Raw genomic sequence first — 20,954 nt, forward strand, 5'->3', positions numbered from 1 at the left:
TGTAAACGCTTGCTTCAAAGCAGTTGAGGATCGGTTAACCATGCAGCAAAGCGTCACGATCGGCAAAGATGCCGATGCACGCCGGATCGCCGTGATATCCCGCGAGGGCAAGGGGCCGCCCGTGGTCTGGCTCGGCGGTTTCAAGTCCGACATGCGGGCCACCAAGGCCGGCGCCATCGACGCCTGGGCCGAGAGGAACGGCCGCGCCTTCCTTCGCTTCGACTATAGCGGCCACGGCGAATCAGGCGGAAATTTCGAGGAAGGCACCATTTCCCGCTGGCTGGAGGAGGCGCTTGCGGTCATGGAGCAGCACCTCAAGGAGCGTCCCATCCTCGTCGGCTCCTCCATGGGCGGGTGGATTTCACTTCTGGCGGCACGCGAGTTGACGGCAAAGCGCCCTGCCCTTGCCCCTGCGGGCATCGTGCTCATCGCGCCCGCCACCGACATGACGGAAACGCTCATGTGGGCGCGTTTTCCCGAGGGCCTGCGGCAAGGTCTTGAAGAGACCGGCGTCTATTATCGCCCCTCCGCCTATTCGGAGGATCCCTACCCGATCACGAAAAAGCTGATCGAGGACGGCCGCCGCCATCTCCTTCTCGGGCAGCCGATCCAAACCGGCTGCCCCGTGCATATCCTGCAAGGGATGGAAGACCCCGACGTGCCCTGGAGCCACGCCCTCCGACTGGTCGAGCGCCTGCCGGGAGACAGCGTATCGCTCACGCTCATCAAGGACGGCGATCACCGTCTCTCGCGGGACGAAGATGTGGAGCGATTGATCGGGGCGATCGAAGCGATTGCCTGATGCAGGCGAAGGGGTGAGCCTTAATGCAGGCTCACCGTCGTCAGGTCATGCGCCCAGGCATTGGCGACCGCCGCGTCCATGGAATCGGTCAGGACGATGGGCTCGCCGCTGGCGGACAGGAGCGCGAAAAGCTCCATGCCGGGCTGCAGCTTCGGGGCCTGGGGAAAGAGCCGCGCCACGTCGTCGGAGCGCAGGGGTTTCACATAGGCCACATCGCCGAGGCCCAGATTGGCCAGCTCGGCCATATCCAGAGGCTGACCGGCATGATTGTTGATGTCGAAATTCATGGCCTTCTCCTTATGCGGCCGCCGTCACACCTTGTCCGAGGCGATAATGTCGATCTTGCGGATGATCCGCTCCGGCTCGGGCCGGGCCAGATCGATCGACAACAGGCCATTGGACAGATCCGCGCCCATCACCTCCATGCCGTCGACAAGGAGGAAGGTGCGCTGAAACTGACGGGCGGCGATGCCGCGATGAAGGAAGTGCCTGGTCTTGTCGTCGGACTGACGCCCCCGGATGACGAGCTGGCTCTCTTCCAGGGTCACTTCCAGCTGGTCCCGGGTAAAGCCGGCGACAGCCAGGGTGATGCGCAGACGCTCTGGAGCGTGCTCGGTGCGAGCGAGGCGCTCGATATTGTAGGGCGGATATCCATCCCCGGCAGCTTTTGCGACTCGGTCGAGCGCCTGCTCGATCTCATCGAAGCCTAACAGAAACGGGTGCCCAAAGGGCGACTGACGCGACATGTTCGAAGCCCAAGGTTAGAGGCACTTCGGTTGTTTGAGCCCGCTCATGCGGCACTCAAGGCGACCGTTACCGGCCGCTGACAGCAATATGGATATGGTTTCCGGGCGTATCAAGGGCTCGGCCAAGACAGCTTGGCTGGCCCCCGCTTCAAGGTAAACGACCGAGTTTCAGACCTTGCCGCGCCACCAAGCGACCTGCTCCGCCACCTGGACCGGCGACGTGCCGCCGAAGCTTGTGCGCGAGCGGACGGAGTTTTCGACGCTCAGAACGTCGAGGATGCCCTTGTGGATGCGCGGCTCCACGGCCTGCATGACCTCCAGCGGCAGCTCTTCGAGGGTGCAGCCCCGCTGCTCGGCTTCGGACACGATGCGCCCGGTCACATGGTGGGCATCGCGGAAGGGGATGTTGAGCGAGCGCACGAGCCAGTCGGCGAGATCGGTCGCCGTGGAGAAGCCGGCCCCGGCCACCGCCGCCATGCGCTCCGGCACGGGCTCCAGATCCTCGATCATCCCGGTCATGGCGGCGAGCACGATCTCGATGCTGTCGGCGGCATCGAAGACCTGCTCCTTGTCCTCCTGCATGTCCTTGGAATAGGTCAGCGGCAGCCCCTTCATCATGGCGAGCACGGCCATCAGCGAGCCGAAGATGCGGCCGGATTTTCCGCGCACCAGCTCCGCCGCGTCGGGATTGCGCTTCTGCGGCATCATGCTCGAACCGGTGGTCCAGCGGTCGGGCAGCTTCACGAAGCTAAAAGGAGCCGACATCCAGATGATGATCTCTTCCGCGAGCCGCGACAGGTGCACGGCGCTGATGGAAGCCGCCGCCATGAATTCGAGCAGGCTGTCGCGATCCGACACGGAATCGAGCGAATTGCGGGTCGGGCCATCGAAGCCCAGAGCCTTCGCGGTCATGTGCCTGTCGATGGGGAAGGAGGTGCCGGCGAGCGCGCCCGCGCCGAGCGGGCATTCGTTGAGGCGCTTGCGGGAATCGCGGATACGGCTGCGGTCGCGGCCGAACATTTCCACATAGGCCATCAGGTGATGCCCGAAGGTCACCGGCTGGGCGCTCTGGAGATGGGTGAAGCCCGGCATCACGGTCGCCACATGCTTTTCGGCCTTGGCAAGCAGGGCCTTGATGAGGTTCGTGAGCTGCTCCTCTGTGCGGTCATGGGCGTCGCGCATCCAGAGGCGGATATCGACGGCGACCTGATCGTTGCGGCTCCGCGCCGTATGCAGGCGTGCCGCGGGATCGCCCACGATCTCGCGCAGGCGGCTTTCCACATTCATGTGAATGTCTTCCAGCGCCTTCGAATAGGTGAAGTTTCCTGTATCGATCTCGCCCAGCACCCGCTGCAGACCTTGGTGGATCGCATCCCGGTCGCTCTCAGCGATGATGCCTTGCTTCGCCAGCATGGCGCTGTGGGCGATGGAGCCCTGGATGTCCTGGGCCGCTAGTCGCTTGTCGAAATCGATGGAGGCGTTGATCGCCTCCATGAGCGCGCTCGGCGAGGACGAGAACCGCCCACCCCACATGGTGTTGGCACCGGTCTTCTTGGCTTCTTCAGACACTGTGTTTCATCCAGAGATTAACGTTCGCAAGCCTTTGCCATAGGTCACCCCGCAAGGCAAAGGCGTTACAGAGATGCACAGGCATTAATCATCCTGGCTAACGTTTGCCAGTTTAAAACCAGTTGATAGACTCGACAGAGCCTGTGTGATTTGCATTCATACGTCGGCACAAGAAGGCGCACGTAGCGCCATAAGGGAACTGGCCTATGAGAAAACTACCGAAATTCCTCCTATCCGCCGCGATGGTCGCCACCATGGCAACCTCGTTCTCTGCCGTTCAGGCAGCGACGCCTCCGGACACACTGGTCCAGGCCTGGCAAATGGACGACATCATCTCGCTCGATCCGGCTGAAGTATTCGAGTTCACGGCGTCCGAGCTTCTGGGCAACACCTATGAGCGCCTGATTGCCTATGACTACAAGGACGTGTCCAAGATCTACGGCGAGGTCGCTGAATCCTGGACGGTCTCCCCCGACGGCAAGACCTTCACATTCAAGATCCGCCAGAACAAGAAGTTCAACTCCGGCAACCCGCTGACCGCTGAGGACGTTGCGTTCTCGCTCCAGCGCGCCGTGATCCTCGACAAGTCACCGGCCTTCATCCTGGGCCAGTTCGGCTTCACGAAAGACAACGTGAAGGACAAGATCAAGCAGACCGGCCCTTACGAGTTCACGATGGAACTCGACAATGCCTATGCGCCGACCTTCGTCCTGTACTGCATGACCTCCAGCGTCGCCTCAGTCGTCGACAAGAAGCTCGTGCTGCAGAACGAGAAGGACGGCGATTTGGGCTACAACTGGCTGAAGACCAAATACGCCGGATCCGGTCCCTTCTCGATCCGTGACTGGAAGGCGAACGAAGTCGTCGTGCTGGAGCGTAACCCGAATTACGATAAGAAGACTCCTCTCGCCCGCGTCATCTACCGTCACATCAAGGAAACGGCGACTCAGCGCCTGATGCTCGAGAAGGGCGACGTGGATATCGCCCGCAACCTGAACCCGGAAGAAATCGAAGCCCTTTCGAAGAATCCGGACATCAAGATCGATTCCGGCCCGAAGGGCGGCCTCTGGTATCTCGGCCTGAACCAGAAGAACCCGAACCTGGCGAAGCCCGAGGTTCGCAAGGCGCTCAAGTACCTCGTCGATTATGCGGCCATCGCCGACACGATCATGAAGCATAAGGGCACCGTCCATCAGGCGTTCCTGCCCAAGGGCTTCCTGGGCGCCGAGACCGAGAACCCCTACAAGCTCGACGTCGCCAAGGCGAAGGAACTGCTCGCGCAGGCCGGCCTGAAGGACGGCTTCACGGTGACCATGGACACGCGCTCCACAGCCGATGTCACCGGCACGGCGCAGGCCATTCAGAACACCTTCGCTCAGGCGGGCGTGAAGCTCGAGATCATCCCGGGCGACGGCAAGCAGACCCTGACCAAATATCGCGCACGCCAGCACGACATCTATATCGGCCGCTGGGGCGCGGATTATCAGGATCCGAACACCAACGCCGATACCTTCGCGGCGAACGACGACAACAAGGACGATGCGAAGGCGAAGCCCCTCTCCTGGCGTAATGCCTGGGATCCGGGCCCGCTGACCGCCAAGACCCGCGCCGCCGTCCTCGAAAAGGACGCCGAGAAGCGCGCCGCAATGTACAAGGAACTGCAGAAGTCGGTTCTGGATGATGGCCCATTCATCATCTACCTGCAGGAAGTCGAAGTCGCTGCTGAGCGCAAGAACGTCGATGGCTTCATCATCGGCCCGTCCTTCGACACCAACAGCGTCGCTCAGGCCAAGAAGAACTAATTTCTCGATGGCATCTTCAATCGCGAACGGAGGCGGAGGGCACGATGCCCTCCGCTTCTATCTTACAAAGATCGTCCAATTCATTCTCGTGCTGGCGACGACCCTGCTCGGGCTTGTTGCCGTCACCTTCGTCATCGGCCGCGTGGTTCCCATCGACCCCGTGATCGCCATCGTCGGCGATAGAGCTCCCCCGCATGTCTACGAGCGCGCCCGCCAGGAACTCGGCCTCGATCTGCCGCTCATCCAGCAGTTCTGGGTTTACCTGAAGAAGGCCGCTACCGGCGATTTCGGCAATTCTGTTCTCACCACTAATCCGGTGATGACGGATATCATCAACGCCTTTCCGGCGACGTTCGAGCTGGCGACGCTCGGCACCCTGATCGGCACGCTCATCGGCATCCCGCTCGGCGTTCTCGCCGCGGTGAAGCGCGGCAGCCTCATAGATCAGGTCGTGCGCTTCCTCGGGTTGGCAGGCTATTCCATTCCGATCTTCTGGCTCGGCCTCATGAGCCTGCTGCTGTTCTACGCCAAGCTCGGCTGGGTCGCAGGGCCCGGACGCATCGATGTGACCTATTCCTATCTCTACACGCCGGTCACCAACATCGTGCTGCTCGACACGGCCATGCAGGGCCAATGGGAGGCGTTCGGTGATGCGCTCTCGCACATCATCCTGCCCGCGTGCCTGCTCGGCTATTTCTCGCTCGCCTATATCAGCCGCATGACCCGCTCGTTCATGCTCAACGAGCTGGCGCAGGAATATGTCATCGCCGCGCGCGTGAAAGGCCTCTCCGAAATGCGCGTGATCTGGCGTCATGCCCTGCGCAACGCCGCCGTGCCGCTGGTGACCGTGATCGCCCTCTCCTACGCGAACCTGCTCGAAGGCTCCGTGCTCACCGAGACAGTGTTCGCGTGGCCGGGCTTAGGCCAGTACATCACCAATTCCCTGCAGAACGCCGACATGAACGCGGTGCTGGGCGGAACGCTGGCGATCGGCACCGTCTTCGTGCTGCTCAATCTCGTCTCCGACCTGCTTTATCGTCTGCTCGATCCGAGGACCCGCTGATGGCTGGCGCCCCTCTCGCAACTCAACCCTCCAGCCTGCGGGCATGGCTTCTCTCCGCAGAGCCGCATTCCCGCTGGCAGGCTCGCCTCGGCCGCTTCTATCTCGGCTGGCGCTCGTTCACGACGAACCCGCTTGCCGTGCTGGGCTTGAGCATCGTTCTGCTGCTGCTCTTCGTGGCGGTCTTCGCGGATTTCATCGCGCCCTATTCGCCTATCGCTGGCGGAGACCTTCGCACGCAGCGTCTCCTGCCGCCGAGCGAGACCTTCTGGCTCGGCACGGACGATCAGGCGCGGGACATCTTCTCCCGTATCATCTACGGCTCGCGCATCACGCTGTTCGTGATCGTGCTGGTGTCGATCATCGCGACGCCCATCGGCCTTCTGGTCGGCACCGTCTCCGGCTATCTCGGCGGCTGGGTCGATACGGTGCTTATGCGCATCACGGACATCTTCCTCGCCTTCCCCCGCCTCGTCCTCGCGCTGGCCTTCGTGGCGGCTCTGGGACCGGGCATCGAGAACGCCGTCATCGCCATCGCGATAACCTCCTGGCCGCCTTACGCGCGCATCGCCCGCGCCGAGACGATGATGATCCGCAACAGCGATTTCATCGCGGCCGTGAAGCTGCAGGGCGCCTCCACACCGCGCATCATCCTGCGTCACATCGTGCCGCTCTGCATGTCCTCGCTCATCGTGCGCGTGACGCTCGACATGGCGGGCATCATCCTCACTGCAGCAGGCCTCGGCTTCCTCGGCCTCGGCGCGCAGCCGCCCGCGCCGGAATGGGGCGCGATGGTTGCCACGGGCCGCAACTACCTCATCGATCAATGGTGGGTCGCCGCCATGCCGGGCATCGCCATTTTCGTGGTGAGCCTCGGCTTCAACCTGCTGGGTGACGGCCTGCGCGACGTCCTCGATCCGAAGGCTGCCAAATGACGAAGCCGCTTCTCGAAGTCGAGGACCTGCGCGTCCGCTTTCATCTTCGCACCGGCGTCGTCGAGGCAGTGCGCGGCCTCTCGTTGCAGCTCGGCCGCGAGCGGCTGGGCATCGTCGGCGAATCCGGCTCCGGCAAGTCGCAGACGGGCCGCGCGATCCTCGGTCTCACGCCGCCGCCCGGCGAAGTGACCGCCAAGCGCCTCACCTTCGACGGGATCGACCTGCTCACCGCCTCGAAGCGCACGCTGCGCCAACTGCGCGGCGGGCGCATCAGCATGGTGATGCAGGACCCGAAATATTCGCTCAACCCGGTCATGACCATCGGCGAGCAGATCATCGAGGCGTATCAGGCGCACAAGAAGTCCGGGCGCGGGGAAGCGCGCGAGAAGTCGCTCGCCATGCTGGAAGCGGTGAAGATGCGCGATCCGCAACGCGTATTCTCGCTCTATCCGCACGAGGTCTCGGGCGGCATGGGCCAGCGCGCCATGATCGCGATGATGCTCGTTACCGATCCTGATCTTCTCATCGCCGACGAGCCGACCTCCGCGCTCGACGTCACGGTGTCCATGGAGATCCTGCGCATCCTCGACGAACTCGTCTCCGAACGCGGCATGGGTCTCATCTTCATCTCGCACGATCTGAAGCTCGTCTCGTCGTTCTGCGACCGCGTGCTCGTGATGTATGCCGGCCGCGTGGTGGAGGAGCTGGAGGCTAAGAATCTTCGCGAGGCCAAGCATCCCTATACGCAGGGCCTCATGCGGTGCCTTCCGACGCTGGCGGACGACGTTCGCCCGCTCCCCACCCTCAACCGCGATCCCTCGTGGGCTCTGTGAACGGGGGATTTTAAAACCAATGCTCGATATTCAAAATCTCAAAGTCGTCTACGGCACCGGCCGCATGAGGGTCGAGGCCGTCAAGGACGTGAGCTTCCACGTGGAGCAAGGCGCATCCTACGGACTCGTGGGCGAATCCGGCTCCGGCAAATCGACGGTTTTGCGCGCCATCTGCGGCCTCGCACCCGTCTCTGGCGGCCACGTGAAGGTCGCCGGCCGTGAAGTCACTACGCCGCGTGGCAAGGATTTCTACCGCACCGCGCAGATGGTGTTCCAGGACCCTTACGGCTCGCTCCATCCGCGTCACACGGTGGACGATACGCTCTCGGAACCGCTCGCCATTCATGGCGAGAAGGATGTGGAAGCGCGCATTCTCCAGGCGCTAAAGGAAGTCGGCCTCGGGCCCTCCTTCCGCTTCCGCTATCCGCACCAGCTCTCCGGCGGCCAGCGTCAGCGCATCGCAATCGCCCGGGCGTTAATCCTGCGCCCGAAGGTCCTCCTTCTGGACGAGCCCACATCGGCGCTCGATGCCTCCGTGCAGGCGGAGATTCTCAACCTTCTGGACGAGCTGCGCCGCAAGCTCGGCCTGACCTATATTCTGGTGAGCCACGACCTCGCGGTCGTCGCGCATCTGTGCGAGCGTCTTCTGGTCATGCGCCATGGCGAAGCCGTCGAGGAAACAACCTCCGCGGCTTTGCGCTCGGGCGAGGCCTCCAACGAGTACACGCGGTCCCTGATCCAGGCGAGCCAGGGCTTTACGCGCGATCCATCCCAACCGGCGCCCGCTTTCGCCGGTTGATTTTCATTCATTGATCCGACGAGCAGAAAAACCGATGTCCTCTTCCGCCCCGATGCCCGTCTTCGACGGCCACAACGATGTTCTTCTTCGCCYGATGCGCGGCAAGATCCAGCCCGAGAAGGCGTTTCTGGACGGCGACAATATCGGCCATCTCGACTGGCCGCGCATGAAGCAGGGCGGCATGTTCGGCGGCTTCTTCGCGGTCTATGTTCCCTCGGAAGACATGGGCACGGATGTCGATTCGCTCATGTCCCGCGCGCAATACGACGTGCCCCTGCCGCCGCCGCTGCATTTGAACGGCAGCCAGCAAGTGACCGTGCACATGTCGTCGCTGCTGATCCGCATCGAACGCGCTTCGAACAGCGAGGTGAAGATCTGCCGCAGCGCCGCCGACATCCGGCACTGCCTCGATAACGGCAAGCTCGCCGCGATCCTCCACATCGAGGGCGCGGAGGGCATCGATCCCGACCTGCACATGCTGGACGTGCTCTATGAGAGCGGCCTCCGCTCCATAGGTCCGGTCTGGAGCCGCTCCAACATCTTCGGCCACGGCGTGCCGTTCCGCTTTCCCTCAACGCCTGATACGGGCCCGGGCCTCACCGAGCGCGGCCGCGAGCTTATCCGTGCCTGTAATCGCCTGAAGATCATGATCGACCTCTCGCACCTGAACGAGCAGGGTTTCTGGGATGTGGTGAAGCTGTCGGACGCGCCGCTCGTCGCCACTCATTCGAATGCCTACGAGGTGTGCCGGCACTCCCGCAACCTCACGGACAGGCAGCTCGCCGCCATTCGAGAGAGCCGCGGCATGGTGGGCGTGAACTTCGCCACCTCGTTCATCCGTCCCGACGGACGACGCAACGACGACACGCCGCTGGAAGAGATGATCCGCCACATGGATCACCTGATCGAGCATGTGGGCGTGGACGGCGTCGGCTTCGGCTCGGACTTCGACGGCGCGACCATTCCGGCCGAGATCGGCGACGTGCGCGGCCTCCCCCGCCTCGTCGACGCCATGCGCAGGCATGGCTACGACGAAGCGACGCTGCGCAAGCTCTGCTACGAGAACTGGGTGAATGTTCTGGAGCGCACTTGGGGTCGGTGAGGCCCGTTCACGGATAAAGATCCCCATTAGGGATGAACCTTATCCCTCAGTGTCATTCCCGGCCGAAGCGTCAGCGGAGGGGAAGGGAATCCACTCACAAGCGCGGTGCTATGGATCCCCTTCCTTCGCCTACGGCTCGCCGGGGATGACACTCTGCGCGTCATGGCCGGGCTTGATCCGGCCATCCCGATTGGAAGAGTACGACGCTTGAAAGCATCGGAATCACCGGCGCAAGGCCGGTGATAACAACGTGGATCACTTAACGCTCAGCCTTCGCCGTCAACGCGAAGATACTTGCGATCCCCCCCACGCCCAGCATCAGCAGCAGGCTGACCGCGTTGATCGCCGGTGACGCACCCTCTCGCATCTGGCCGTACATCGTGATCGGCAGCGGTGAATCGGAACCCACGAGCATCAGCGTCGTGTTGAAGTTCTCAAACGACATGAGAAGCGCGACCAGTCCCGCGCCGATGAGCGCCGGCATCAGGAAAGGCAGCGTGACCGTGCGCAGGACGCGGACGCGGCTGGCGCCGAGATCGAAGGCTGCTTCTTCCAGCGAGCGGTCGAACTTGCGCAGGCGCGCCGCGATGATGAGCGTGGCGATGGTGAGGATGAAGGAAAGCTGGCCCAGCACCACCAGCGGCAAGCCGGGGCGCAGGAAGTCGAGATCCATCTGAAGCCATTCCTCCAATCCGTTCGCCACGCGCGATAAGAAAGCGAGGATCGAGATGCCGAGCACGACGCCGGGAATGACGAGCGGCCAGAGCATCATCATCGCCAGGAGGGTCTTGCCGCGAAACTCGGCGCGCTCCAGCACCCAGGCATTCACCGTGCCGATGAGCACGGCAAGCAAAGCAACGGGGATCGCAATCTTGAAGCTGTTGGCGATGGTGTCGAGCCAAATGGGATCCACCAGCACGCCGGGCTTGGCCCCGGATGCGCCCGTGCCGGTGAACCATTCCAGCGTGAAGCCGCGCCAGGGCGGCGACGGGAACGGGCTTGCGTTGAACGCGAAGATGGCGACGACGAGGAGCGGGGCAAACAGGAACAGGTAGAACGCCGCGATGTAGAGCTTCCAAGTGAAGGACGGACGGTTCATGGTTCTTACGCCTGCTTCAAGGTGGTGCCGAGGCTCTGCCCCGTAAGGCGCAGGCCCGCCCACACGATGGCGGAGGACAGCATGAGGAGAAGCATGCCGAAGGCAGCGCCCTGCGGCCAGTTGAAGCGCGTGATGAACTGCGCGTAGATCTGCTCCGTGAACCACAACCCGTTCTTGCCGCCAAGCAGCACCGGCGTCGCGAAATTGCCGACGGTGAGCATGAACACGATGATCGAGCCCGCCACGATGCCCGGCATCGCATGGGGGATGACGATGCGGCGCAAAACGGTCCAGCGACTGCCGCCCAGATCGTAGCCGGCCTCGACGACGGACGGCTCCAAACTTTCAAGCGCGTTGGCGAGCGGCACGATCATGAAGAGAAGCCCGCCATAGACGAGGCCCAGGATCACCGCGCCATCGTTGTAGAGAAGCTCCACCGGTTGGTCCGCGAAGCCGATGGCGCGCAGGGTGTAGGAGATCACGCCGGTCTCGCGCAGCAGGATCATCCAGCCGAGCGTGCGCACGAGTTCGGACACCCAGAACGGCAGGAGGCACAACAGCAGCAGCATCGCCTTCGCGCGCCCCCGCGCCACGCGGGCGATGTAGAGGGCGATGGGAAAGGCGAGGACGAGGGTGAGCGCCGTCACCAGGATCGACATGATCGCCGTGCGGGCGAAAGTGCGCCAGTAGAGCGGCTCGGTGAAGAATTCGAGATAGTTGCCGAACCCGAATGCATAGACGCGTGGCGCAACCCGCTCGCTGAAGGAGAGGATGAGAATCTCCACATGCGGCAGCACGATGAGCAAGCCGAGCCAGAGGGCCGCCGGGGCCAGAAGCAGAAACAGCGTGAGGCGCTGCGCCGGTTTCGTGATCATGCGGCGAAGACCTTCATGGCATCCGTCGTCCAGCCCACATGGACCGGCGCGCCGACCTCGATGCCGGCGAGCGGCCCGGCCTGCGGCAGCACCGCGCGCACCGGCTGATCGAAACCTGACGCGTCGATGAGCAGGCTTGAATTCGCGCCGTCGAACAGAACCGCCGAGACGCGGCCCTCAAAGCGGTTGGGCAGGCTGCTCAACGCGGACGAATCCTGCGCCAACGCGACTGCCTCCGGCCGCACGAAGGCGAGCGTTGCCTTATCCGCCACCTTGCCCTGCCCCTGAAGGACGGTGCCCGACGGCAAGCGTACGGAAACGGAACCGTTGGAGGCCGCGGCCGCCTCACCCTGCCACTTGTTCGTCTCGCCAACGAAGCTCGCGACGAAGGGCGTCGCGGGATTGTGGTAGAGCTCGCGCGGGCTCCCAACCTGCTCGAACTGCCCCTGGTTCATCACCGCGATGCGGTCGGACATCACGAGCGCTTCGGACTGATCGTGAGTGATGTAAGCGAATGTCGTGTTGAATGTGCCCTGCAGCTGCTTGAGCTCGATCTTCATGTGCTCGCGCAGCTTCAGATCGAGCGCGCCGAGCGGCTCATCGAGCAGCACGAGTGTCGGCTCAAGGACGAGGCAGCGGGCGATGGCGACGCGCTGGCGCTGGCCGCCGGAAAGCGCCGTTACGCGGCGGTCGCCGAAGCCCTTCAGGCCCACGCGCTCCAGCATACGGTTCGCCCGCTCATCGGCTTCCGCGCGCCCGATACCCCGGCAGGTTAAGCCATAAGCCACATTCTCACCCACGCTCATCATGGGAAAGAGCGCGAGGCTCTGGAACACCATGTTCACCGGGCGCTTGTTGGCGGGAACGCCGATCATCGACTGAGCCCGAATGCGGATGTCGCCGGAGGTCGGATGCTCGAAGCCGGCGATCATGCGCATCAGCGTGGTCTTGCCGCAGCCGGACGGCCCGAGAATGGAGAAGAACTCTCCGGGCGCAACGCTGAAGCTCACATCGTTGACGGCCGCATAAGAGCCGAAACGCTTCACGACATTGAGGAGATCGAGATCGGTGGAATGTGCCATGGACGTACGCCGAAAAAGGTCATCCCCCGGGCAAGCCGGGGGATGATGGTCAATCGAAGTGGAGACTTACGAACCGGCTTTCAGACGGTCGAGAACCTTGCCCTCGATTTCTTCGAGACCAGCAGGCACGGCCGGATACCACTTGATGTTGTCGATAGCAGCCTTCGGGAAACTCTCGGCGAACTGATCCTTCAGCTTGCCCTGCATGAGCTTGTCGGCGCCGTTGGAAGCGGTGAAGTTACCCGCAGCAGCGGCCACCTTCGCGGCGATCTCGGGACGCATGTTGAAGTTGATCCACTTGTAGGCGGCGTCGTCGCTGCGGCCCTTGGCGGGGATCGCGAACGTGTCGACCCAGCCCAGAGCACCGGACTTCGGCGCGATGAACTTCATGTCGGCGTTCTCGGCATTGAGCTTCCAGCCGCCCGTATCCCACGCCATGGCGGCGACGATCTCACCGGAACGCACGGCGTTGAGGAGCTGGTCCGAGCCTTCCCAGAAGAACTTCACGTTCTTCTTGCACTCGGCAAGCTTGGCGCCGACCTTGTCCATCAGCGCGGCATAAGCCTTCGCATCGCCGTAAGCCGCAAAGGGATCCATGCCGTTGGCGAAAGCGAACGCGATCAGCGCGGGGCGCTTGGCGCGGAAGCTGGTCTTGCCGGCAAGCGACGGGTCGCAGAGATCGTTGTAATCGGCCACCTTGGGCGCAGCCTTCGCGTTTACGACGAGACCGTCCGTGCCCCAGATGTGGGGAACGCCGTAGACCTTGCCGTCAACGGTGGTGTTCTTCTTGGTCGCTTCCAGCATGGAGCCGATGAAGAGGTCGGACTTGAGCTTGGAGAGATCGAGAGGCTTGTAGATGCCGAATTCCGTCTGCGGGCCGGCGATACGGTCCTGGCTCGGCTGCACGATGTCGAAGCCCGCGCCTTGAGTCGCGCGCAGCTTGGAGATCATCTCTTCGTTGTTGGAGGTCGTGACCTCCACCTCGATGCCGGTTTCCTTCGTGAACTCCGCGATCACGTCTGCCGGTGCGTAACCCGACCAGGTCAGGAGCCGCAGCTTCTCGGCGGCCTGGGCCGTACCGGCGATCATCAGAGCGGCGAAGGCCGTAGCCAGCTTCAGGCTGGCGCGCTTGGTCAACATTGTTCATCCTCCATGTGGACGGGCTCTTACCCTGTTCCCCAGTTGCAAAGTTATATGACAGTCAAACGACACGCTAGGGGGTCTGAAGCCGGCTCATCAACCCTTCACAGGTGACAGGGCCGGACCCCGTCGGTAAAGATAAGCTCCGCTGTTCCGGAGCCTTTTTTGCCATGCGCACCTTCTATCCCGAAATCGAACCTTACGATCACGGCATGCTCGATGTGGGGGATGGACACCAAGTCTATTGGGAGCTGTGCGGCAATCCCAATGGCAAACCCGTGGTCTTCCTGCATGGCGGCCCCGGCGGCGGCTGTTCGCCGACCCAGCGCAGGCTGTTCGACCCGAAAGAATACCGTATCCTGCTTTTCGATCAGCGTGGCTGCGGACGCTCGACGCCCTATGCGAGCCTGGAGGCCAATACCACCTGGCATCTGGTGGCCGATATCGAGCGTCTGCGGGCCATGATCGGTGTGGACAAGTGGATGGTGTTCGGCGGGTCCTGGGGGTCGACGCTCGCCCTTGCCTATGCGGAAACTCACCCCGAATGCGTGACCGAGCTCGTGCTGCGTGGCATCTTCACGCTGCGCCGCTCGGAGCTGCTCTGGTATTATCAGGAAGGCGCATCCTGGATCTTCCCCGACAAGTGGGAAGGCTTCCTCGCTCCGATCCCGGAGGAGGAGCGAGGCGACCTGATGGCCGCCTATCGCAAGCGCCTGATCGATCCCGATCCCGCCGTTCGCGCCAAGGCGGCGCGGGCCTGGAGCCTGTGGGAGGGCGAGACGATCACGCTGCTCCACAATCAGGATTACAGCGACCAGTTCGGCGACGAGCACTACGCCATCGCCTTCGCACGCATCGAGAACCATTACTTCGTCAACGAGGGATGGTTCGAGGAAGGCCAGTTGCTCCGCGATGCCCATAAGCTGAAGGGCATCCCTGGCGTCATTATCCAGGGCCGCTACGACATCGCCACTCCGGCCAAGAGCGCATGGGACCTGCACAGGGCCTGGCCGGAAGCGCAATTCATCATGGTGCCCGATGCCGGCCACGCGGTGAGCGAGCCGGGCATCACGCATCATCTCATCGAAGCGACGGATCGTTTTGCGAACCAATAAGCGTCATCCCGGGGCTGCGTCGGCAGAACCCGGGATCATTTTCAGAGTAAGGCGCTTTAATCGTCTTACGATCCCGGATCGCCTCGCGGCGTCCGGGATGACGGTGATCCGGCTTACTTCGCCGTCCAGCCGCCATCCATGGAGATGTTCGCGCCGGACATCTGGCTCGCCGCGTCCGAGCACAGGAACACGGCCATCGCCGCCACCTGATCGACCGTCACGAACTGCTTGGTGGGCTGGGCTTCCAGCAGCACGTCATTGATGACCTGCTCCTTGGTGAGGCCGCGTGCCTTCATGGTGTCGGGAATCTGCCTCTCGACCAGCGGCGTCCAAACGTAGCCGGGGCTGATGCAGTTCACCGTGACGCCATGAGCCGCGACTTCGAGCGCCACGGTCTTCGTGAGGCCTGCGATGCCGTGCTTGGCGGCCACATAGGCCGACTTGAAGGGCGACGCCACGAGGGAGTGAGCCGAGGCCGTGTTGATGATGCGGCCCCATCCGCGCGCCTTCATGCCGGGCACTGCCGCGCGGATGCCATGGAAGGCCGATGTGAGGTTGATTGCGATGATCTGGTCCCACTTCTCGACCGGGAATTCCTCGACCGGCGAGACGAACTGGATGCCCGCGTTATTGACGAGAATATCCACGCTGCCGAAGGTCTTCTCAGCCTGATGAATCATGTCGGCAATCTCGTCGCCCTTCAGCATGTTGGCCGGCGAATAAACCGCCTTCACGCCGAATTCGCTCTCGATCCCTGCGCGGGTCTTTTCGATCTCCGCCGCATCGCCGAGGCCGTTGATGACCACATTCGTCCCTTCCTTGGCGAGGGCCCGGGCGATAGCCAGCCCGATTCCGCTGGTGGAACCCGTGACGACGGCGGTCTTGGATGTCAAAGTCATGGTCTGCTCCGCATGGGCCCTCAAGGCCCGTCATGTGAGGGTGGCATAGCACGAAGCGAGAACCAGAGTTTAGTCCATAAAAAGAGGATGGGTCGCCAGGCCTACGCAGCCCGGCATGGCTGCATCCGGTGCATGGCAGGCACTCGTTCGGTACTTGCCATTGTTGCGTCACCGCTGATGTGGGATGAATGGGCCTATCTTATCGTCACTGCCACTGATGGGTGAATGGTGCAGCCCCCAAGATTCCTCCCCTGCGGCGACAGCGCCCTGACCATCGAGTTCGGAAGCACGGTGGATCCTGAGCTCAACGCCAAGGTCCTCGCTCTCGACGAAGCACTCCGTTCCCAGCCGGTTAAAGGCCTGCTGGAGACGGTGCCGACCTATCGTTCGCTGACGGTCCAATTCGACCCTGCGGTTCTGGATTATGACGCCCTCATCCGCTTTCTGACCGAGACGAGCGCAGAGCTGAAGCCCCGTGAGAGCACGGGCAAGCGCTGGCGGGTGCCGGTGGTCTATGGCGGCGAGTTTGGCGTCGATCTCGAAAGCGTCGCGGAATCGAAAGGCCTGACGCCTCACGAGGTGATCGAGATCTTTTCGAGTGCCGTCTACAGGATCTATCTGATCGGATTTATGCCAGGCTATGCCTATCTTGGAGGCCTCGATCCCCGTCTCGTGACCTCGCGCAGAACCCACCCGCGGCCGAAAGTGCCGAGCGGCGTGATTATGATCGGCGGCGAGCAGGCGGGTATCGTGCCCATGGAGATGCCGAGCGGCTGGCATCTTCTGGGACGCACGCCCGTGCGCAGTTACGCCCCGGAGCGGGACCCGACATTTCTTTTCGAAGCCGGCGACGAGATCGTGTTCGAGCCCATCGATGCCTCGCGCTGGGATGCGCTGGAAAAAGCGGCGCTCGCAGGCGAGCCCGTTGCCGAACAGGTGCGCTCATGACGAGCCTCATCGTGAAAACCTGCGGGCCGATGACGAGCCTTCAGGATTGGGGCCGCCTCGGCTATCAGCGCTTCGGCGTATCACCTTCCGGGGCCATGGACCGGCGCTGTCTTGCGGTAGCGAATGCGCTTGTCGGCAACGGACCGGAGACGGCCGCCATCGAGTTCGTCAATCTCGGCGGCACCTTCACGGTTGAGGGTGGCGAGCTGCATGTGGCGCTCATTGGCGCCGATTGCACGATGCATATCGATGATGTGCCGGTCGAGCCTCAGATATCGGCCATTCTGAAGGAAGGCCAGACGCTGCGGATCGGCCATGCGCGCACGGGGACGTTTGCTTACCTTGCAGTTGCGGGCGGTTTCGCTATCGAGCCCCAATTGGGCAGCTTGTCGTTCCATCTGCGCTCGCAACTCGGCGGCCTGAACGGGTCCGCGCTGAAAGCAGGCGACCACCTTCCCTGCGGCGATGGTGTGGGCGACCCCATGCCGATGCATCTGCCTCTTTCCATCCCCGAGGAGACAGGCCCCATCCGCGTGATGCTGGGACCGCAGGACGATTACTTCACCGAAGATGCCATCAGCACATTCCTGAACGCGGAGTTCACGATCAGCCCCCAGGCCGACCGCATGGGATTTCAGCTCAACGGCCCGCAGCTCGAACACGCGAAGGGCTTCAACATCGTCTCCGACGGCATCGTCGACGGGCATATCCAGGTGCCGGGCAGCGGCCTGCCGATCGTGCTCATGCGCGACCGGCAGACGGCAGGCGGCTATCCGAAGATCGCGACGATCATCAGCACCGATCTCGCGCGTTTCGCACAGCTGCGCCCCGGCTCGCCGGTTCGTTTTCGCGCTGTTTCACGCGAGGAGGCCGTTGCCGCCGCACGCCAGTTCAAGGATTGGATCGCCGCATTGCCGTCAGCGCTCAAGCCTCTGCGCTTCGACCTGACGACCGAGCATCTGCTCAGCACCAATCTCATCGGCGGCATGGTGGATGCGCTGGCGCAGAAGGCGCACGACCACACATCGTGAAAAAGTTTGGGGCGCTGATCCCAGCGCCCCGTTCCCTCTTACTTGGTCTTGACGCCGCTCTCATCTGAGCGATCCGCCGCGCCCGCAGCTTTCGCCTCGCGGCGGCGTTCGTGCAGGACGTATTCGGTGTAGCCGTTGGGCTGCTCGACGCCCTTGAAGATCAGGTCGCTCGCCGCCTGAAAGGCGGGGCCGTCGAAGCTCGGCGCCATTGGCTTGTAGAGCGGATCGCCCGCATTCTGCCGGTCCACCACTTCCGCCATGCGGCGCAGGGTCTGCATCACTTGGTCCTGCGTGGCGATACCGTGGCGCAGCCAGTTGGCGAGGTGCTGGCTCGAGATGCGCAGGGTCGCGCGGTCTTCCATGAGGCCGACATCGTGGATGTCCGGCACCTTSGAGCAGCCSACGCCCTGGTCGACCCAGCGCACCACRTARCCGAGAATGCCCTGSCAGTTGTTGTCSAGCTCCTGCTGCACGGCGTCAGGTGCCCAGTTGGATTGCGAGACTGGAATGGTGAGAATGTCGGAGAGTTTGGCGCGCGGGCGCTTCTTCAACTCCTCCTGACGCGCCGGCACGTTCACCTGATGATAGTGCAGCGCGTGCAGCGTCGCGGCTGTGGGCGACGGCACCCAGGCGGTGTTCGCGCCCGCCTGCGGATGGCCGATCTTCTGCGCCATCATATCCGCCATCTTGTCCGGCGCGGCCCACATGCCCTTGCCGATCTGCGCCTTGCCCGGCAGACCACAGAGCAGGCCCACATCGACATTGTTGTCCTCGTAAGCCTTGATCCACGCGGTCGACTTCATGTCGTTCTTGCGGATCATGGGGCCGGCTTCCATGGAGGTATGGATCTCATCGCCGGTGCGGTCCAGGAAGCCGGTGTTAATGAACACGATGCGCTCGGCCGCCGCCTTGATGCAGGCCTTGAGGTTGACGCTGGTGCGCCGTTCCTCGTCCATGATGCCCATCTTCAGCGTGTTGCGGGACATTCCCAGCATGTCCTCGACCGCGCCGAACAGTTCGTTGGCGAACGTCACTTCGTCCGGTCCATGCATCTTGGGTTTCACGATATAGACCGAACCCGCGCGGCTGTTGCGCGTCGGGCTCTTGCCCTTCAGGTCGTGGATCGCGATCAGCGACGTGACGGCGGCATCGAGAATGGTCTCGGGAATTTCCTGACCGGATTCATCCAGCACCGCATCGGTGAACATGTGGTGGCCCACATTGCGCACGAGCATGAGGCTGCGGCCATGCAGGCGCACCTCGCCGCCGTTTGGCGCGGTATAAATCCGATCTGGGTTGAGCTTGCGCTCGACAATGCGTCCACCCTTCTCGAATTTCTCGACCAGATCGCCCTTCATGAGGCCTAGCCAGGTGCGGTAGATCTCGACCTTGTCGTCCGCATCCACCGCCGCGACGGAATCCTCCAGGTCCATGATGGTGGAGACAGCCGATTCGATGACGAGATCGGCAATGCCGGCGGCATCGTCCGCGCCGATGGGGCTGGAGCGGTCGATCCTGATCTCGATATGTAGGTTGTTATGCCGGATCAGCACGGCGGAGGGGTTGGCCGCATCGCCCTGATAGCCCACGAACTGCGCCTGATCCTTGAGCCCGGTCTCGCTGCCATCCTGAAGCTTGACCTTCAGGGCGCCACCCTGAACGGAATAGCCGGTGGCGCTCGTGTGGCTTCCTCCAGCGAGCGGTGCCGCTTGGTCGAGCAGATCACGGGCACGGGCGACCACTTTCGCGCCGCGCACCTTGTTGTAGCCACCCGAGCGCGTGGCGCCCTCGTCCTCGGAGATCGCATCCGTGCCGTAAAGGGCATCGTAGAGGCTGCCCCAGCGGGCATTGGCGGCGTTCAGCGCATAACGGGCATTGGAGGTCGGCACCACGAGCTGGGGACCGGCGATGCGGGCGATCTCATCGTCCACGTTCTGCGTGTTGACCGAGAAATCCCCGGGCTCCGGCAGCACATAGCCGATGTCGCGCAGGAACCGCTCATACTCGGCCTGATCGAGAGGCCGCCCGGCACGGGCGCGATGATAATCGTCGATCTGGCCCTGAATCTTGTCGCGGACAGCCAGAAGCTCGCGGTCACGTGGACCAAAGTCCCGCACCAAGCCCGCAAGGCCCTTCCAGAAGGCATCGGCGGATACGCCCGTGCCATTCAGGGCCTCCCGCTCGATGAATTCGTGAAGGACCGGTGCAACCTGGAGGCCGTTCGTCTGGACGCGCGTCATTGTTCCCGCTTTCTTGGAGTGGACATTCCGAGCCTTAGCTTAAGGCGCAGCGACTAGAAATGAAGATAGTCACCCTTTCCATGAGACAAAGGACTGATGCACCGCACAAATGAAAGCAGACAACAAAAAAGCCGCCCGAAGGCGGCCTTTTGAAAATTTGGTGGAGCCAGGCGGGATCGAACCGCCGACCTCTTGCATGCCATGCAAGCGCTCTCCCAGCTGAGCTATGGCCCCATTTGAACCGCGGTGTTTGGGGCACCGCGGCCAGGCGCTGCTTCAAGCAGCGGCGTCTCTATAGTCGGGTCCGGCGCGAGGTTCAAGTCTCTTCGTCGTCTTCGAGATCACTATCGATCAGGTCCGCCACATCGTCGTCGCCCTCTTCCTCGTCCTCGAGGAAAGTGTCGTCGGTGTCGTCACCCACGTCGATATCGTCCTCGGTCGAGACGTCCTTCTCGTTCTCGCCAGCCTCAACCTCGTCGAGGGAGACCATCTCAGGGCCCGCTGCCTCGATTTCGGTATCCTCTTCCTCGACTTGCTTGCGGGCGATTGCGGGCGCAGCGACGCGGGTCAGGGCAACGGCCTGGAAAACGGTGCCGCATTTCGGGCAGACCGCAGGGTCCCTGTTGAGATCATAGAATTTCGCGCCGCAGCTCATGCACTGGCGCTTCAAGCCGAGTTCCGGTTTGGCCACGGGTGATTGCCTTCATAGAGTGAATCGTTTGGGAAGGCACCCGTTAGTCATGAGGGGAGACCTTGTCAAATAGGAAATTGCACGAGACACCCCATCAGGGCGAGCTTGCGCGTGACGGAGAGAAACCGGCGTGTTAGGAGCCCGCCTTTGGGGGAGACACCTCAAGGGTCCAAGGCCAAAGGTTCA

The 20,954-nt window shown here is 62.8% G+C and carries 20 protein-coding genes and 1 tRNA gene; 10 read left to right on the forward strand and 11 right to left on the reverse strand.

Annotated features, from left to right (window positions below):
- The first annotated feature begins 40 nt into the window (after positions 1-40).
- A complete protein-coding gene (locus tag ACXJKO_RS01940; RefSeq protein ID WP_457089391.1) occupies positions 41-802 on the forward strand; it encodes an alpha/beta hydrolase in 762 nt (253 codons plus the stop codon).
- A gap of 20 nt (positions 803-822) precedes the next feature.
- Here the strand turns inward: ACXJKO_RS01940 and ACXJKO_RS01945 are convergent, their stop codons facing one another.
- From ACXJKO_RS01945 to argH, 3 genes are all read right to left on the reverse strand, one after another.
- Complete coding sequence (locus ACXJKO_RS01945; protein ID WP_457089392.1) at positions 823-1,089, reverse strand: BQ00720 family protein; 267 nt, start codon at positions 1,087-1,089, stop codon at positions 823-825.
- Between the two features lie 24 nt (positions 1,090-1,113).
- Positions 1,114-1,548: an Hsp20 family protein gene (locus ACXJKO_RS01950; RefSeq protein WP_203442731.1), complete on the reverse strand. Its 435-nt coding sequence runs from the start codon at positions 1,546-1,548 to the stop codon at positions 1,114-1,116.
- Positions 1,549-1,716: 168 nt separating this feature from the next.
- Positions 1,717-3,117 (reverse strand): argininosuccinate lyase, encoded by a 1,401-nt coding sequence (gene argH / locus ACXJKO_RS01955; protein ID WP_457089393.1) that lies wholly within the window; start codon positions 3,115-3,117, stop codon positions 1,717-1,719.
- A 206-nt stretch (positions 3,118-3,323) separates the two neighbouring features.
- Here argH and ACXJKO_RS01960 point away from each other — a divergent pair, with 206 nt between their 5' ends.
- From ACXJKO_RS01960 to ACXJKO_RS01985, 6 genes are read left to right on the forward strand one after another with little or no spacing between them, the layout of a single operon-like run.
- Entirely contained in the window at positions 3,324-4,919 is a 1,596-nt protein-coding gene (locus ACXJKO_RS01960; protein ID WP_457089394.1) for an ABC transporter substrate-binding protein, read from the forward strand.
- Positions 4,920-4,926: 7 nt separating this feature from the next.
- Positions 4,927-5,982, forward strand: a complete 1,056-nt coding sequence (locus ACXJKO_RS01965; RefSeq protein WP_457089395.1) for an ABC transporter permease — start codon at positions 4,927-4,929, stop codon at positions 5,980-5,982.
- A complete protein-coding gene (locus tag ACXJKO_RS01970) occupies positions 5,982-6,914 on the forward strand; it encodes an ABC transporter permease (protein ID WP_457089396.1) in 933 nt (310 codons plus the stop codon). The genes ACXJKO_RS01965 and ACXJKO_RS01970 overlap by 1 nt, the downstream gene beginning before the upstream one ends.
- Positions 6,911-7,747, forward strand: coding sequence for an ABC transporter ATP-binding protein (locus ACXJKO_RS01975; protein ID WP_457089397.1), 837 nt, complete (start codon positions 6,911-6,913; stop codon positions 7,745-7,747). The genes ACXJKO_RS01970 and ACXJKO_RS01975 overlap by 4 nt, the downstream gene beginning before the upstream one ends.
- A gap of 19 nt (positions 7,748-7,766) precedes the next feature.
- Positions 7,767-8,546, forward strand: coding sequence for an ABC transporter ATP-binding protein (locus ACXJKO_RS01980; protein WP_457089398.1), 780 nt, complete (start codon positions 7,767-7,769; stop codon positions 8,544-8,546).
- 34 nt (positions 8,547-8,580) lie between these two features.
- Entirely contained in the window at positions 8,581-9,648 is a 1,068-nt protein-coding gene (locus ACXJKO_RS01985; protein ID WP_457089399.1) for a dipeptidase, read from the forward strand.
- 259 nt (positions 9,649-9,907) lie between these two features.
- Here the strand turns inward: ACXJKO_RS01985 and ACXJKO_RS01990 are convergent, their stop codons facing one another.
- The 4 genes from ACXJKO_RS01990 to ACXJKO_RS02005 all read right to left on the reverse strand — a co-directional run bounded on the left by ACXJKO_RS01990 (position 9,908) and on the right by ACXJKO_RS02005 (position 13,844).
- A complete protein-coding gene (locus ACXJKO_RS01990) occupies positions 9,908-10,747 on the reverse strand; it encodes an ABC transporter permease (RefSeq protein ID WP_457089400.1) in 840 nt (279 codons plus the stop codon).
- Between the two features lie 5 nt (positions 10,748-10,752).
- A complete protein-coding gene (locus ACXJKO_RS01995) occupies positions 10,753-11,622 on the reverse strand; it encodes an ABC transporter permease (RefSeq protein ID WP_457089401.1) in 870 nt (289 codons plus the stop codon).
- Positions 11,619-12,704: an ABC transporter ATP-binding protein gene (locus ACXJKO_RS02000; RefSeq protein ID WP_457089402.1), complete on the reverse strand. Its 1,086-nt coding sequence runs from the start codon at positions 12,702-12,704 to the stop codon at positions 11,619-11,621. Before ACXJKO_RS02000 ends, ACXJKO_RS01995 begins: the two co-directional genes overlap by 4 nt.
- A gap of 66 nt (positions 12,705-12,770) precedes the next feature.
- Positions 12,771-13,844, reverse strand: coding sequence for an extracellular solute-binding protein (locus ACXJKO_RS02005; RefSeq protein ID WP_457089403.1), 1,074 nt, complete (start codon positions 13,842-13,844; stop codon positions 12,771-12,773).
- A 170-nt stretch (positions 13,845-14,014) separates the two neighbouring features.
- Between ACXJKO_RS02005 and pip the strand changes: the two genes are divergently transcribed.
- The gene (gene pip / locus ACXJKO_RS02010) at positions 14,015-14,959 is read left to right on the forward strand and encodes a prolyl aminopeptidase (protein WP_457089404.1); all 945 of its coding nucleotides are present in this window, start codon (positions 14,015-14,017) and stop codon (positions 14,957-14,959) included.
- Between the two features lie 113 nt (positions 14,960-15,072).
- Here the strand turns inward: pip and ACXJKO_RS02015 are convergent, their stop codons facing one another.
- Positions 15,073-15,858 (reverse strand): 3-hydroxybutyrate dehydrogenase, encoded by a 786-nt coding sequence (locus ACXJKO_RS02015; RefSeq protein ID WP_457089405.1) that lies wholly within the window; start codon positions 15,856-15,858, stop codon positions 15,073-15,075.
- A gap of 225 nt (positions 15,859-16,083) precedes the next feature.
- Here ACXJKO_RS02015 and pxpB point away from each other — a divergent pair, with 225 nt between their 5' ends.
- The gene (gene pxpB / locus ACXJKO_RS02020; RefSeq protein WP_457089406.1) at positions 16,084-16,806 is read left to right on the forward strand and encodes a 5-oxoprolinase subunit PxpB; all 723 of its coding nucleotides are present in this window, start codon (positions 16,084-16,086) and stop codon (positions 16,804-16,806) included.
- Positions 16,803-17,837 (forward strand): 5-oxoprolinase subunit C family protein, encoded by a 1,035-nt coding sequence (locus ACXJKO_RS02025; RefSeq protein ID WP_457089407.1) that lies wholly within the window; start codon positions 16,803-16,805, stop codon positions 17,835-17,837. The genes pxpB and ACXJKO_RS02025 overlap by 4 nt, the downstream gene beginning before the upstream one ends.
- Positions 17,838-17,875: 38 nt before the next feature.
- Here ACXJKO_RS02025 and ACXJKO_RS02030 read toward each other — a convergent pair whose 3' ends face one another.
- From ACXJKO_RS02030 to ACXJKO_RS02040, 3 genes are all read right to left on the reverse strand, one after another.
- A complete protein-coding gene (locus ACXJKO_RS02030; RefSeq protein WP_457089408.1) occupies positions 17,876-20,077 on the reverse strand; it encodes a malate synthase G in 2,202 nt (733 codons plus the stop codon).
- Positions 20,078-20,235: 158 nt separating this feature from the next.
- A tRNA-Ala gene (locus tag ACXJKO_RS02035) sits at positions 20,236-20,311 on the reverse strand.
- Positions 20,312-20,393: 82 nt separating this feature from the next.
- Positions 20,394-20,768 carry a TIGR02300 family protein gene (locus tag ACXJKO_RS02040; protein WP_457089409.1) on the reverse strand — a complete coding sequence of 125 codons (375 nt, stop codon included), beginning with the start codon at positions 20,766-20,768 and terminating at the stop codon, positions 20,394-20,396.
- Between the last annotated feature and the right edge of the window lie 186 nt (positions 20,769-20,954).

This window comes from Microvirga sp. P5_D2, from assembly GCF_054049475.1.